The sequence below is a fragment of the Nocardia sp. NBC_01377 genome, from assembly GCF_045040005.1.
In the GTDB taxonomy this organism is placed as follows: domain Bacteria; phylum Actinomycetota; class Actinomycetes; order Mycobacteriales; family Mycobacteriaceae; genus Nocardia; species Nocardia noduli.
Window position 1 is genome coordinate 2,339,479 of record NZ_CP109566.1, and the last position, 14,101, is coordinate 2,353,579.

At 65.7% G+C, this 14,101-nt stretch carries 14 protein-coding genes and 2 pseudogenes; 8 read left to right on the top strand and 8 right to left on the bottom strand.

The genetic code is table 11. The features are described 5' to 3' along the window. Positions 1-29: 29 nt before the first annotated feature. Together OG225_RS10490 and OG225_RS10495 are read left to right on the top strand one after the other, a co-directional pair. Positions 30-1,112, top strand: a complete 1,083-nt coding sequence (locus OG225_RS10490) for an AMP-binding protein (protein ID WP_405181482.1) — start codon at positions 30-32, stop codon at positions 1,110-1,112. Beyond that, positions 1,112-2,491, top strand: a complete 1,380-nt coding sequence (locus OG225_RS10495; RefSeq protein WP_405181483.1) for an aldehyde dehydrogenase family protein — start codon at positions 1,112-1,114, stop codon at positions 2,489-2,491. The genes OG225_RS10490 and OG225_RS10495 overlap by 1 nt, the downstream gene beginning before the upstream one ends. On the opposite strand, the gene OG225_RS10500 is transcribed toward OG225_RS10495, so the two are convergent. Continuing rightward, positions 2,469-3,446, bottom strand: a complete 978-nt coding sequence (locus OG225_RS10500) for an NAD(P)H-dependent flavin oxidoreductase (RefSeq protein ID WP_405181484.1) — start codon at positions 3,444-3,446, stop codon at positions 2,469-2,471. The two genes, OG225_RS10495 and OG225_RS10500, sit on opposite strands and share 23 nt — an antisense overlap. A 38-nt stretch (positions 3,447-3,484) precedes the next feature. Next, complete coding sequence (locus OG225_RS10505) at positions 3,485-4,117, bottom strand: TetR/AcrR family transcriptional regulator (protein ID WP_405181485.1); 633 nt, start codon at positions 4,115-4,117, stop codon at positions 3,485-3,487. 105 nt (positions 4,118-4,222) lie between these two features. Here OG225_RS10505 and OG225_RS10510 point away from each other — a divergent pair, with 105 nt between their 5' ends. The 3 genes from OG225_RS10510 (at position 4,223) to OG225_RS10520 (ending at position 6,039) form a co-directional block, all read left to right on the top strand. Further along, positions 4,223-4,609, top strand: coding sequence for a DoxX family protein (locus tag OG225_RS10510; RefSeq protein ID WP_405181486.1), 387 nt, complete (start codon positions 4,223-4,225; stop codon positions 4,607-4,609). A 98-nt stretch (positions 4,610-4,707) separates the two neighbouring features. Beyond that, positions 4,708-5,454, top strand: coding sequence for an SAM-dependent methyltransferase (locus tag OG225_RS10515; RefSeq protein ID WP_405181487.1), 747 nt, complete (start codon positions 4,708-4,710; stop codon positions 5,452-5,454). Between the two features lie 81 nt (positions 5,455-5,535). Further along, a complete protein-coding gene (locus tag OG225_RS10520) occupies positions 5,536-6,039 on the top strand; it encodes a hypothetical protein (RefSeq protein WP_405181488.1) in 504 nt (167 codons plus the stop codon). Positions 6,040-6,400: 361 nt separating this feature from the next. On the opposite strand, the gene OG225_RS10525 is transcribed toward OG225_RS10520, so the two are convergent. From OG225_RS10525 to OG225_RS10535, 3 genes are all read right to left on the bottom strand, one after another. Then, entirely contained in the window at positions 6,401-8,128 is a 1,728-nt protein-coding gene (locus OG225_RS10525) for a GMC oxidoreductase (RefSeq protein WP_405181489.1), read from the bottom strand. A 94-nt stretch (positions 8,129-8,222) separates the two neighbouring features. Beyond that, the gene (locus OG225_RS10530) at positions 8,223-8,501 is read right to left on the bottom strand and encodes a hypothetical protein (protein ID WP_405181490.1); all 279 of its coding nucleotides are present in this window, start codon (positions 8,499-8,501) and stop codon (positions 8,223-8,225) included. A 349-nt stretch (positions 8,502-8,850) separates the two neighbouring features. Further along, positions 8,851-9,135 (bottom strand): hypothetical protein, encoded by a 285-nt coding sequence (locus tag OG225_RS10535; protein WP_405181491.1) that lies wholly within the window; start codon positions 9,133-9,135, stop codon positions 8,851-8,853. 198 nt (positions 9,136-9,333) lie between these two features. Here OG225_RS10535 and OG225_RS10540 point away from each other — a divergent pair. After that, positions 9,334-10,645, top strand: a pseudogene (locus tag OG225_RS10540) (IS701 family transposase). 38 nt (positions 10,646-10,683) lie between these two features. Here the strand turns inward: OG225_RS10540 and OG225_RS10545 are convergent. Then, on the bottom strand, positions 10,684-10,815 hold the full coding sequence (locus tag OG225_RS10545; protein WP_405181492.1) for a hypothetical protein: 132 nt from the start codon (positions 10,813-10,815) through the stop codon (positions 10,684-10,686). A gap of 62 nt (positions 10,816-10,877) precedes the next feature. On the opposite strand from OG225_RS10545, the gene OG225_RS10550 reads away from it, so the two are divergent. Continuing rightward, on the top strand, positions 10,878-11,045 hold the full coding sequence (locus tag OG225_RS10550; protein ID WP_405183233.1) for a hypothetical protein: 168 nt from the start codon (positions 10,878-10,880) through the stop codon (positions 11,043-11,045). Positions 11,046-11,083: 38 nt separating this feature from the next. On the opposite strand, the gene OG225_RS10555 is transcribed toward OG225_RS10550, so the two are convergent. Next, positions 11,084-11,533, bottom strand: a complete 450-nt coding sequence (locus OG225_RS10555) for a hypothetical protein (protein WP_405181493.1) — start codon at positions 11,531-11,533, stop codon at positions 11,084-11,086. 181 nt (positions 11,534-11,714) lie between these two features. After that, positions 11,715-12,884: an SMI1/KNR4 family protein gene (locus tag OG225_RS10560; RefSeq protein ID WP_405181494.1), complete on the bottom strand. Its 1,170-nt coding sequence runs from the start codon at positions 12,882-12,884 to the stop codon at positions 11,715-11,717. Between the two features lie 388 nt (positions 12,885-13,272). On the opposite strand from OG225_RS10560, the pseudogene OG225_RS10565 reads away from it, so the two are divergent. Then, positions 13,273-13,485, top strand: a pseudogene (locus tag OG225_RS10565) (transposase family protein); the annotation flags it as partial. Between the last annotated feature and the right edge of the window lie 616 nt (positions 13,486-14,101).

The window sequence follows — 14,101 nt, forward strand, 5'->3', positions numbered from 1 at the left end:
TGCGTGACGTACACGCAGCTGGAGGGCGCATGTGTTCTGCCATTCTCGACATCTCCACGGCCACGGTCGATCCGGACGAATATCTCAGGGAGCTGATGGCGTGGCATTTCTCCGCCGACACCGGTAGTCCCTACTGGCTGCGCCGCGCGCGCACCCTCGATTTCGATCCCGTCACCGATATCCGCACCTTCGCCGACCTGACCCGTTTCCCGAACGTCATCGACGAGTTCCGTGACGTGGCGGTCGAGGATCTGATTCCCCGCGGGCTGACCGGGGCCGACGCGGAGATCGCCGGAATATTCGAGAGCGGCGGGACAACCGGGGCCCCCAAACGTTTCGTGATGTTCGAGCGGTGGATGGAATTCGCGCTGGGCTGGGACGAATTCCACTACGCGGACCTCGGTGTCGTGAACACCCTGGCCATCGCGCCGAGCGGCCCGCATATGTTCGGCGAGTTCGCGACCCGCCGGGCCCGCAGACACGACGGGGTCAAGTTCACGATCGATCTCGACCCCCGCTGGATCAAACAGCTGATCGCCCGCGGGGCCACCGACGAAGTGGAACGCTATGCCGAACATCTCGTCGACCAGGCGGCCGACATCCTGAAGTCCCAGTCGGTGGGAATCCTCATCACCACCCCGCCCCTGCTCGAACGGCTCTCCCGGCGTGAAGAACTTGTCGACGCCATCCGCAAGCAGGTGAAATTCATCTGCTGGAGCGGAGCGCATATGGACGCCGATTCGCGCGACATCTTCCGGAACGAGATCTTCCCGGGGATTCCGCTCAAGGGTCTGTACGGCAGCACGACCATTCTGGGCATGTCACGCGAGCGCCCCGAGGAACACCCCGACGGGTTGGCCGTATTCGACACACCCAGTCCGTATATCGCCTTCCGCGTCGTCGATCCGGAGACCGGAGACGATGTCGCCGTCGGCGAACGCGGGCAGGTCGTCATGAACCACCTCACCAAATACGCGCTGCTGCCCAACAATCTGGAGCGGGATATGGCGACCGCGGTCGAGGCGTTGCCCGGTGCGCTGGGCTGTGCCGTCGCCGATGTCGGCCCGGTTCGAACCTTCAAGGACCACTCCGTGATCGAGGGCGTGTACTGATGCTCATCCACATCGACGCGCTCGGTCCCGCCGGACCGTTCCGCTCCCGTGAACGCAAACCGCTGACCTCGCTCGCGGGAACCCTCATCGGCGAGATCAGCCAGGTGCCTCCGCTGTATGTGCGACGCACCCTCACCGCCATGCGCGCGGCCCCGGTGCTGCCGACCGCCGACCGGCTCGCGGCACTGGAGAAGGCCGCCGAGATCTTCCTGCACGGCACAGTCGGCGGGCTCGACCCCGACGCCTTCGAGCGACTGGTCTCGACCGCGTCCGGCGTTCCGCTGGTCGTGGTCCGTCAGTCGGTCGCATGGGTCGCCGATGTGCTGCGTTCGCAGCGCGCGACCCGCGAACTGGCCATGCCACGCGGAGCCGTGGACGAATGGCACGCACCGCAGACACTCGACGGCGCCGCCGTCTGGACCCGCAAGGGCGATATCTTCGCGGTGCACGCGGCGGGTAACACACCGGCCGTGCACGGACTGTGGCCCGAAGCGCTCGCCATGGGATACAAAGTGGCCGTTCGTCCTTCGACCCGCGAGCCGTTCACCGCGTTCCGTCTGGTGAGCGCCTTACGTGAGGCCGGCTTCCCCGACGACGTCCTCACCCTGTTGCCCACCGACTACGACGCCGCCGACGTGATCATCGCCGAATCCGATTTCGCGATCGTCTACGGCGGACAGGACGTCGTGGACAAATACGCGACCAGTTCACGGGTGCTCACCCAGGGACCGGGCCGCTCCAAGATCCTGATCACCGACGAGGTGGACTGGCGAGCCGAGATCGACATCCTGGCGGCATCGGTGAGCCACCTCGGCGGCACCGCGTGCACGTGCGCGACGGCGATACTCGTCGAGGGCGATCCCGAACCCGTCGCCGTGGCGCTCGCGGAGCGTTTGCGCGCGATCCCGAGTCTGCCCGCCGACCACCCCGACGCGCTGCTCACGGTGGGCACCACGGCCTCCGCGCGCGAGGTCGACAGGTATCTGCACGCGGTCGCCGGTGACGCGACCGCGATCCTCGGTGGCGATACGATCGTCGACGAATTACCTTCCGGTGGAGCCGTTCTGCGCCCGGCGGTGCATCTGGTCACCAGCAGCACCGCACCGCAGTTGAATATCGAACTCGGATTCCCGTGCGTATGGGTCGGCCCGTGGAACGCGCGCGACGGCGTCGCGCCGCTGCGCGATTCCCTGGTGCTCACCGCGATGACGTCCCGCGTCGATCTGATCGACGCCTTGCTGGACGAGCCGTCCATCACCAACCTGTACCTCGGTGACAACCCGACGACCTGGCTGCGGCCGGGCGTGCCGCACGACGGGTATCTCGCCGAGCATCTGATGCGAACGAAGGGAATGATCAGGTCGGCGACGGTCCCGTAAGCAACTTCGCCGCACCGGAACACATTTCGGTGACCACATCCCGCGCCGATTCGACCGAGGTGATCATGCCGACGCCCTGCCCGGCGTCGATCGGCGCGATTCGCAGGTCGACGGATTCGGCCGCCGCTCGAACCGAACCCCGCGCGTCCCCGTCCGTGCGCAGAGCGTCCTCGTCACCGGCCCAGCGGTCGGTGAACTCGTTGCGCAGCACCCGGGCGGGGAAGCGCGTCGGCCAGGGAAGTTCCATGGCGATATCGAAGACGGAGGTGAGGACGGTGTCGCTCCCGTCGGCGGCGATCATCGCCCGCCTGCCCGTGTCGTGGAGCAGCGATTCGGAGCAGGCGGCGAGTCGGGTGCCGAGCCACGCGCCGCTCGCGCCCGCCGCGAGCACCGCCGCGAGGCTCGCGGGGGAGCCGATCCCGCCCGCGGCCAGCACCGGAACCGACACGGCCTTCAGGACGGTGTCGAGCAGCGGCAATGTTGTCATCTCGGGAGCTCCGTGCCCGCCGCCCTCCGAGCCACGCGCCACCACGACGTCGATTCCGGCGTCCTCGGCCCGCCGCGCGTCGTCCGTGTTGTAGACTTGGGCGGCGGTGCGGATTCCCGTGCTCGCGACGCGGTCCACCCACGCGCAGTCGTCGGCGAAGCCGACCGTGATCAGCGCGGGCCCCGCCTCGATGGCGACATCGAGCAGTTCCGGTTCGGCCTCGAGGACCCAGCCGACGAGCCCGATGCCGAATTTTCCACCGAGTGCGGCGGTGAACGGGAGTTCGCGGCGCAACGCCGCGACCGACCCCGCACTACCCATGCCGATCAAACCCAGTCCGCCCGCCGCGGTGACCGCGGCGGCGAGTCGGCCGCCCGCGACCCCGCCCATCGGGGCGTTGACCACGGCGACGCGCAGGCCCCACGCTTTAGACCACGGGGTGCTCGACTGTTCCGGTAGCGACGACATGCGTCCATGGCATCACACGGCGTCGCGATGGACTGTGCTCACCCCCGCACCGGCTGCGGTCGGTAGAGCGTGCGCTCCGCGGTGGTGACCAGGCGTTCGGTCGCCTCCGCGACGGTGAGACCGCGCCCGGTGACGAGCAGGTCCAGGCTCTCGAAACTGCTCAGGGTCCACAGAACGTCGACGGCCCAGTCCACCGAGACGTCGTCGCGGAGCAGCCCCGCCGAGGCCAGCCGGTTCGCCAGGTGTGTGACGCCGCCGCGCCGGTCCTCCTCCATCGCCCGCACCGCTTCGGCGGCCGAGGACGGGTCGATGCGGTCCATCGCGTGCAGCACCCGGTAGATGTCGAGATCGCGGGATTTCATCCGGCCCGCCGCGGCGAGAGCCTCCCGCAGATGCTCGCGCGGATCGTCGGCCGCGACGGCCGCGGAGAGTTCACGCAGGCCGGTGCGCTCGTAGAGGTCCATCACGAAGGCGTCGAAAAGTCCTGCGCGCGAGCCGAAGTCGACGTAGATGGTGGAGCGTGACACCTTCGCGGCCCGAGCGACCTTCTCCAGGCTGACCGGTTCGGTCGGTGCCGCGCGGAGTTGCTCGCCGACGGCGGCGAGGATGCGTCGTCGCGTCTGCTCCGCGGCATCGGCCCGCACGACCTGCTCGTATCTGCGTGTACCCATGACGCCATCTTCGCATATTTCACTTGACAACCTGTCCGGCAGAAGTCGTATATTCGAGAAGACGACCTGTTCGATGAATTCGAGCGGGATCGCCACCGACAGTCGATGACGGCGCCGGACACCTTCACCCAGAGGAATCCCATGGATATCGCGCTCACCGCGCTCTCGATCACCTCGGCCGTCGCGCTGACCGGGTCGGCCGCGGCCACCCTGGCCCGCACTCCGGCACTCGTCGCCGTCATCGCCGGTGTCGGATTCCCGGAACATCGGATGTGGTTACTCGGCGTGCTCAAACTCGCCGCCGCGGTCGGCCTGCTCGCCGGGCTCGCCTACCGACCACTCGGCATCGCCGCCGCCGTCGGCCTGGTCGCGTACTTCTGCGCCGCGGTATGGATGCACCTGCGCGCCCGGCGGTACGACCTCGCCGGACCGATCCTGTTCCTGGCACTGTCCGGTGCGACGCTGGTCCTGTCCGTCTACGCGACCGCATGACCCCGGCCGCGAAAGGAGAACGAGTGTCCACCGATCGACTGCGATCCACCCGGTTTCCGAAATCGTCGCGGTACCACCCCGATTGGATCCGATCGAGTGTGAGCGGAGGAGCCAATTCGCTGTGGCTCACCGAATGGCTGACCAGCGCGATGGACCTGAGGCCGGGTATGCGGATCCTCGACCTCGGGTGCGGACGGGGCGCCTCGTCGGTCTTCCTGCACAACGAGTTCGACGTCGAGGTCTGGTCCACGGACCTGTGGTTCGGCGCCGACGATCGGCGCCGCCGCATCGTCGACGCCGGTGCCGCCGACGCGGTCTTCCCCGTCCACGCCGACGCTCGCGCACTCCCGTTCGCCGCCGACTTCTTCGATGCCGTCGTCAGCGTCGACTCGTTCCCCTACTACGGAACCGACGACCTGTATCTCGGCTACCTGGCGCGCTTCGTCGCACCCGGCGGTCAGATCGGCATCGCGGGCGCGGGCCTGTCCGCCGACTTCACCACGGTGCCCGATCACCTCGCACCGTGGTGGGAACCGAGCATGGCGTGCCTGCACACCGCCGCCTGGTGGCGTGAGCACTGGGCGCGCGGCGGAGTCGTCGACATCGAACTCGCCGACACCATGCCCGAGGGTTGGACGTTCTGGCGGGACTGGCAACTCGAGGTCTCTCCGGACAACGCCGTGGAGATCGATGCGATCATTGCCGACGCGGGCCGTCACCTCGGTTACGTTCGGGCGGTCGCACGCCGTCGCCCCGAGGTGGTGCTCGACGAACCGATCACGACGATTCCCACGTACTACGAGCGGCATCCGGTCTTCCGGTCGGATCCGGTCGACCGACTGTGATCCGTACGGGCTCACCGCGATCGACAGCGCCACGGTGCACGTCGTGCGGCATCCACCTGCCGCGGATTGGGCTCACCCACCGTGAAAGGCCTCGGCTCGATCGGAAATCCCGTCCACAACGGTCTGTTCCTGATCCTGTGTGACGCGCACGCACGATTCGGCGGCTGGGACGTCTACGGCGACGAACTCGCCGACGAGGGCAGTAAGTCCCTGGTGCTCGATGGCGCGCGCGCCTACGTCGAGGAGGCCCACGGCGACGGACACCACGCGGTCTATCGCGGCGATGACGGAACCCTGTGGATCACGCCACCGGTCGAGCCCGGGGTGCGGCCGATCCCACCGGACGGTCTGGAGCGCGACCCCAGAACCGAAACCGTCCCGGTGGGGACCGTCGATGTGCCCAGCGGAACCCTGGTCATCGCGTTGGCGTATCCGCCGCTCAATATGACGACCGAGGGCGATCACGCGGGCGTCACCCACGGAGAAGGTGAACATCTCGACGTGGTCATCGGGCCCTGCGCCCTGTCGATCACACGCGAGCACACCGCCGAGGGACAGGTCCTGGCGCTGCGCGTCGATTCCTGACGGGTGGACGACAAACGCCCGATACCGTCGGTGCTGTTCGGTGCTGTTCGGTGCTGTTCGGTGCGGACCTCTCGAGATCCGCGCCGCCGAATCAGCATGGCCCGCAGCACAACACCGCCCACGGCGATCCGCAGAAGGCGATCCACGGACCGCCGATCCGCCACTCGCGACTGGAATTTCCGGGCCTTCCGGCGGCCGACAGCGGCGCTGGATCGCTGACGCCGGCCTGATCGTGCTGCGCACCCCCGTCCGCAATCTATCGTGCTGCGCACCGTCCGCAATCTGATGGCGGCAACGGCCCGGTCTTCAACGACGGCGGCCGACCGCAGTTTCGGTACGTCGGTTCGAATCGCGCGAAATGTCAGGCGCTGGCACCCTTGTCGGCACCGCGGATCTCCACGATCGGCAACCTCAGCGCAGCAGGGGCGCTCGCCGGCACTACCGGTCGCGCGGGGGCGATCGGTGAAATCCGCTGGTACCCCGCCTCTTGCGACGGGCGGTTGTCCAATTCGCCCTTGTTCGGCCAGTAGGCCGCCGCACGCTCGGCCTGCGCGGTGATCGTGAGCGACGGATTCACACCGAGATTCGCCGAAACAGCCGCACCGTCCACCACGCTCAGCGTCGGATAGCCGTAGACCCGGTGATAGCCGTCGATCACGCCGTGTTCCGGGTCGGCGCCGATCGCGGCCCCGCCGAGGAAGTGGGCGGTGAGCGGGATATTGAAGATCTCGCCCCAGCTACCGCCCGCGATGCCGCCGATCTGGTCGGCGACCCGACGTGTCACGTCGTTGCCGACCGGGATCCACGTGGGATTGGGTTCCCCGTGCCCCTGTTTGCTGGTGAGTTTGCGCCCGAACACACCCCGTTTGGTGTAGGTGGTGATGGAGTTGTCCAAATGCTGCATGACCAGCGAGATGATGGTGCGCTCACTCCAGTTCTTGGTGCTGAGGAAACTGATCAGGTGCATCGGGTGCCGCAACACGAGCAGCACGAACCGCAGCCAGCGCGGAATACGACCGCCACCGTCGACCATGAGGGTCTGCAACAGGCCCATCGCGTTGGACCCCTTGCCGTACCGGACCGGTTCGATATGGGTGTCGGGGGTCGGATGGATCGAGGACGTGATGGCGACACCCTTGGTGAAATCGACGCCGGGTGTCACCGTCTTCGTCGCCGCACCCACGATCGATTCGGAATTGGTGCGGGTCAGCATGCCGAGCCGATCCGACAGCCCGGGCAATACGCCCTTGTCACGCATCTCGAACAGCAATTTCTGGGTGCCACGGGTACCCGCGGCCAAAACGACGTTGGCGGCGGTAAAGGTCTGGGGCCGCTTACGAACCCAGGCACCGGTACGCGCGGTCGACACATTCCACGTGCCGTCCGGCAGCGGCCGCAGATCCGTCACCGTCGTCATCGGAACAACCTGTGCCCCCGCCTTTTCCGCGAGATAGAGGTAATTCTTGACGAGCGTGTTCTTGGCCCCGAACTTGCAGCCGACCATGCAATCGCCGCATTCGACACACCCGGTGCGATCCGGCCCGACCCCACCGAAATACGGGTCGGCCACCGTTTCACCCGGCTCTCCGAAGAACACACCGACCGGGGTCTGCACGAAGGTGTCGCCGACGCCCATATCGTCGGCGACCTTCTTGAACACCTCGTCGGCCGGGGTCATATGCGGATTGCGCACCACACCGAGCATCTTCTGCGCCTGCTCGTAGTACGGGGTGAGCTCGGCGCGCCAATCGGTGATATCGCGCCACTGCGCGTCCTGGAAAAACGGCTCCGGCGGCACATAGAGTGTATTCGCGTAATTCAGCGAGCCCCCGCCGACACCGGCGCCACCGAGGATCAGCACATCACGCAGCAGATGGATCCGCTGGATGCCGAAACAACCCAGCGCCGGCGCCCACAGGAATTTACGCAGGTCCCAGCTGGTTTTCGGCAACTCGTCGTCGGCAAAACGCTGCCCCGCCTCCAACACCCCGACCCGGTACCCCTTCTCCACCAGTCGCAACGCGGTGACGCTGCCACCGAATCCGGACCCGACGATCAACACGTCGAAATCCGTCGCACGCTGGTCCATATGGCACTCCTCGATCATCTCACCAGTGACAACGCCCACACTACTCCCGAGTAGGTTAGGTCCTCGCCCCCGGCTTTTCCACCCCGAGGAACGTTTACGGAACGCTTTCGGTCACGGACCGGTCCAGGACGGCCGTGAAGTCCGGCGCCAACGTCGGCTGGTCGATGTAGTGCGCGCGGGTCACCGCGTTGCTCGCGTGACCGAGCTGGGCCGCGGCCAGATCGGGTCCGTGCTCGTGCGCGATCATGGTTGCCACCGTTTTGCGGAAGGTCTGTACCGTCACCCAGTCGAACTCCGGGCCACGGGCCTGCGACCACCGCCGGTTGAAGTTGCGCGAGTCCATGATGCCGCCGATGCGGTTGGTGACGATCAAGCGTTCCGGGTCGTCGGACGCCTCCGATGGAATCTCCGCGCGCAGTCGCAGGAGAAGCCGAGGATCGAACCACGCTCTGCCGAGAAGCTAAGACCCAGCTCTCACTTCGCGAGGTCCGAGATCACCACACCGTTCGAAGGCCGAACCTGTTGCCGTGAGGTGGATTGCACCCGCCCGGACAGACCTGTTGATTCCCTCCGAGCTGCAATAATTCAAGTATCTGTCTGGTTCCATCCCACTTCATCTCCACGGCCCACCCGACATGCTCCAATGGCCGACGCGACGGCCAGCATCAGTGCCGGGTCGCCAACCATCCAGTCAGCTTATTTTTGGCAATCGATGCTGGGCGCTATCCGGCCGCACGGTTGTATGCCGCAATACGAACACCTGTTCGATTGCGAGGTGGAGGCGCGGTGGCAGGCGGTCGATCCGAAACACCACTGACCGGACTCGCAACGTCGAACAGGTCGCACGCCGTCTGGTCGGGGACCTTCTCGAGATGAACTTCGCGGAACCATGACGTCGTCGACCGGGGATCGGTCAGCTCGGTGCCGACGCGCCGCTGCATTCGGACACCCGTCAGGGCTTGAAAATCGTGATCGTCGGCAAAAATGGCGAAAGCCTCCGCGGCCAAGCCGGTCAACGTAGGGACCTTTCGACCACGACGAACTCCACCTGAGATGTCGATGACCCTGTACTGTCCGTCCTCTAGTAGTACTTTGTTAGGTTGGCGTGTCGGCTCGAGTTCTGTGGCGATTCTCGAGACGATGCCCTTGTGGACGTCGCGATCGTGGCTCGTGTGGGTGAGCAGTTGGATTCGTTTGTGGGTGAGGTGTTTTCCTCGCTCACGCGTAAGGATCAACGCGCCACGGCGGGGTTGTATGTGCAGGGATTGATGTTGGATGGGCGCCGCAAGTCGATGCAGCCGATGGCACAGCGGCTCGGCGTCGATCATCAGCGGTTTCAGCAGTTCCTCACCAATTCTCCCTGGGACGTCGATTCGGTACGGAAAGGGTTGTCCCGCAAAGCATCTGATCTGATCGGGCCGGATGCGTGGGTGGTCGACGATACCGGGTTCGCCAAGGACGGCGACTCGTCACCGGGGGTGGCCCGCCAGTACTCGGGCACCCTCGGCAAAGTCGGCAACTGCCAGATCGCGGTCAGCGTGCACGCCGCCTCCGACACCGCCTCGTGCCCGTTGGATTGGCGGTTGTTCCTGCCTTCGAGTTGGGACGAGCACACCGCCGAAGAAGGTGGCGATGCCGCGGCGATCACCTCGCGGCGCGCCCGCGCCGCGATACCCGCCGCCGAACGCTACCGGCCGAAGTGGCAGATGGCATTGGAGATGATCGACGAACTCATCTCCTGGGGTCGGAGACCGCCGGTGCTGGTCGCCGACGCCGGATACGGCGGGGTCACTGCCTTCCGGGAGGAGTTGACCCGACGCGGTCTGCACTACATCGTCGCGGTCAAACCGGTCACCGCCGCCCAGTCCGTCGACGCGGTCTGCGAAACCGTCGAGTATTCCGGGCTCGGGCGCCCACCCAGCGGCAAACCTCGCTACCGTCTACCTGCTACGACCTGCAAGAACCTCGCCATCGCCGCCGGTGCCGAGGCATTCACAGAAGTGGTCTGGCGCCACGGCACCCGCCGCGACGCCGACAACCCCACCGCGTCGATGCGATCACGATTCCTGGCGCTGCGGGTGCGTCCGGCCAACCGCAACGTCACCCGCGACAACGACGGCAGCCTGCCCGAAACCTGGCTGCTGGCCGAATGGCCCACCGGAGCCGGCGAACCCACCGACTACTGGCTCTCCACCCTGCCCATCGACACCCCCATCACCGAACTCGTGCGCCTGGCCAAGATCCGCTGGCGCATCGAACACGACTACCGCGAACTCAAAACCGGCCTCGGACTCGACCACTTCGAAGGCCGCTCCTGGCTCGGCTGGCACCACCACGCCACCCTCGTCACCGCCGCCCACCTGTTCATCACCACGCTGCGGCTGACCGCCCCAAAAGCCGATGGGCAGAACTGACCCTCTACGGCATCATCCGCGAAATCCAACGCGCACTTGCTATCTGGATCGGTACCTGCCCACTATGCCACCACACCTTCCCAACCTAACAAAGTACTACTAGGGGCTATCCTCAAAGTGGTTGTGGTTGGTGTGCTTTGATCAGCATTCTCGCTGCGACGGCGAGGTGACGCGACGCAACGACGAGCCGCTGCTCGCGGAGGTCTTCGACATCATCGACAAGCGCTGCACCGGTGCGCTTTCCACCCGCGAGGTCGCCGAAGCGGTCGGCATGACTTCCCGGCCACCTGACCACCATCGTCGGCCGGCGCACCGGACGAACCGTCGGGGAATGGATCACCGAACGACGTATGTCCCAAGCACGTCGACTGCTGCTCGACACCGACCTGTCCATCGGCGAGATATCCCGGTGTACCGGATCTGGCCCACTTTTCGTGATGGGCGTGCCCCCGAAAGCTGCGATGTCATCGTTGAGCAGCTGTGAGGAGCACCCGTTTGCGTAGCAGTGGAAGTCCCGCCCGGCCGAACATCTGTCTCTTGATCATCTTGATGTTTGATTGACCCGCCCCTCGACGGGACCGGAGTTCCAGGGCGTGGTCAGGCCGGCGACGACAGCATCGAAGTCGGACTCGAGCCCGTTGGCGAAAGAGGTCAGGCTGGGCAAGGAGTCGGCGCGGACTGCGGTGATCCAGTCCGGTAGGCGTTGCCCCTGCAACGTCGTGACGATTTCACCGAAAGCACGGACGTGTTTCGCGGCAACTCGTAGCTGGGAGCACTGTTCCAGCACGGCTTTCAGTCGTGGACGATCATCCTCACCGAGCGTGTCGGGGTGGCGGGTGAGCCATCCGGTGACCTGTCGGACCGTCGGCGGCCTCGCTCCGATGGGGGCAGGGCTGTCGCGGTGTCGTTCCAGGTAGCGGCGCACCAGCGAATAGCTGCCGGGGTAGCCGTTGTCCCCGATGCAGATCCAAAGCGTTGCGACAGCCCACATCCCAACGCTGACGCATGTAGGGCTTGAACGGGTCGAGCTTGCTGGGACGCGGGCCTTTCCATTTGCCGTCGACCAACTCCTGCCAGGTCGCGGCACGAGCGTAGCGCTGCACCGTGAGGACCGAGTTGTCGCCCGGTCGCACGCAACCGATGAAGGAACCGATTCGGTCAGCCTCGCCGGGTCAGCGGCCGCTGCGCGGTTGGCTCAACAGCGCGCGCCCGCGTTCCGGGGTGAGGCTGTACGCCAGCACCGGGTCGGCGAGCAATGCGACCGGGGTGATGTGATCTGGCGTACGGGGCTGCCAATGCGCCATCGCGGCCTCGAGCGCATGCCACAGCGCCGCCGGGTCGGAGTGGTATTGCGCGAGCGCCTTTCGTACCGCGGCGTCGAATGCTTGGTTGCCGTAGGAGAGCTGGTAGCCGGGCCGCTCTACCCGTGCCCGGTGCCCGTCGATGGCACGTTTGATCTCGCCCCCGGGGTCGTCGACCATCTGGGCACGGTCGAGCGCGGAGGCATACCAGGGTTCTTTGTGTGCGTGTTGCAGGAACATGCATGGCACGAACTCTTCGGTGAACAGTGGACCGGTGAAGAATCCCTCCGGAACGGGTGCCAGCGGTAGCACCCGTGAAAGGATCCGGCAGGCATCGTAGGGGGAAGAGGTGCTGAGGAACATCTGGAGCTGGGTTTGTAAGACCGTGGCGCGTGACTGGCCGAAATGCTGGGCCTTCTCCAGGGCCGCCATGGCTGTGTCGATGTCCCCGGAAAGGGCTTCGCCTCGTGCCTGTTCGGCCACCAGATCCCAGTTGTCACGGGTTTTGCCCGCCGGCTGACGTATTTGATGAAGGCTTTGGTAGTTCGATTCCATGAGGGCGGTGAACGTGGGATACCGCTGCGGGAACGACCCCCAGGAAAACACGCTGTAGGCGGCCCATTCGCCGTTCTCGTCGCGGTCGGCCGGGTCGAGGAACAGGACTCCGACGTCGGCGTGCAGCGAGATCAGTAGTCCGCGGCTGAACGGGTTACCCGGCGCGTCGACTGGTGGCTCAGTGATCAGGTCGGCCCAGGACTCCCAGGTTGGTTCGAGGTCACGTAGCCATCCCAGATTGGTGGTGTCGCGCATCTTCTGCACGAATTCCCCGGCATGGCGCCATCCATCGGTGGTCAGCAGGAAGCTGCGATAGGAGGGTGGCAACCGCAGGCCGAGGCGCTGCTCGACCGCGGCGATGTCGGCCTCGGTGGCCGGGGTGTACCCGAGCCAGCGCTGCTGCACCACCTCGGGATCCAACTCATCAGGATCTCTGCTGGCGATCCATTCCTCGCTCCACAGCTCCAACCACGGTCTCCAGTTCATTCCATGAACGCTACGACCAGCCGCCGACAAGTTCGGCATGGGTGCAGGCCGAGATCGTGGTGAGGTACTGGCCCTTCTTCGACATATCCGCAAATGCCGCATATCGCGCGGTTCGAAACGGCCACAGTCTCTTTCAAGGCCCGTCGAGGTATACCGAACCAGGCCGAGTTCTACTCGGCAATGGTCGGGATGTCACAAGGCAGAGGCTCGTCCGGAGATGGACCTGAACGTAGGGATGCCGAGTTCGGTTCCTGTCGCCGTTTGCTTGAGCGTGGCTGTCAATGCTGAGCCAATGTTGGATCTGGCACAGACTTGGTGATTGCCTGACTCGGGATGCATAGGGGCGGTCGATGGTTCATAATGTCGCAGGTGTTCTGATCTTGGTCTGATGAGGGTTCTGTTCCCGCATTTGGAAGGTCTGCAGATCGAGGAGATCCGTGCGGCGGGCTCGGTGGTGCGGATCGAGGCCGTCGCCGGTGAGGAGCCGGTCGCCTGTTCTGGCTGCGGGACGCTGTCGGGGCGGGTCCACAGCCGGTATCGACGTCAATTGTCGGATACCTCGATCTCCGGTCGGGAAGTGGTGATCGTGTTGCGGGTCCGCAGGCTGTTCTGCGGCAACTCCTACTGCAGCAAAACAACTTTCGCCCGGTGTACCGGCTTTTCCGACCCGGCGTATTTCGCCCGCCTGTTCAACCGACAGCATCGACTCCCACCACGCCGCTGGCGTAACCAACCGGGACAGACCTGCTGGCCCACCGCAGCGGCGGACTGCCGGCCGGGCATTCGCGGGCCGCGGTGGAGCGTTCGAGATCACCGTTGCGCGAGTAAGGGCGCGTTGACCGCTTCGGCGATCCGGACCGCCTGGCGAGTGGGCGCCACGTCGTGGGTGCGGATGATGGCCGCGCCTTTGGACGGCCGGGTAGCCACGCCTGCCGTCGGATGCCAACGGCTACGTCGGCACTATCAGCTATGGCGGCACGACCTGCCTCGGCGGCGGCGGTGGCGCGATCGGCCGCTCCTCGAAGGGACACAGTTTCTCCTTCGGCTCCATCGCCGGTTGACGTTGCGCGAGTTCATGATGCCGCCGATGCGGTTGGTGACGATCAAGCGTTCCGGGTCGTCGGACGACACCCTGATCGCTAGCCTCAATCTTTCGTGGGGCTGACGTGCTGGCCTGAGCGGGTTCGGATTGGTATTTCGATCGTAGTTTCCCGATT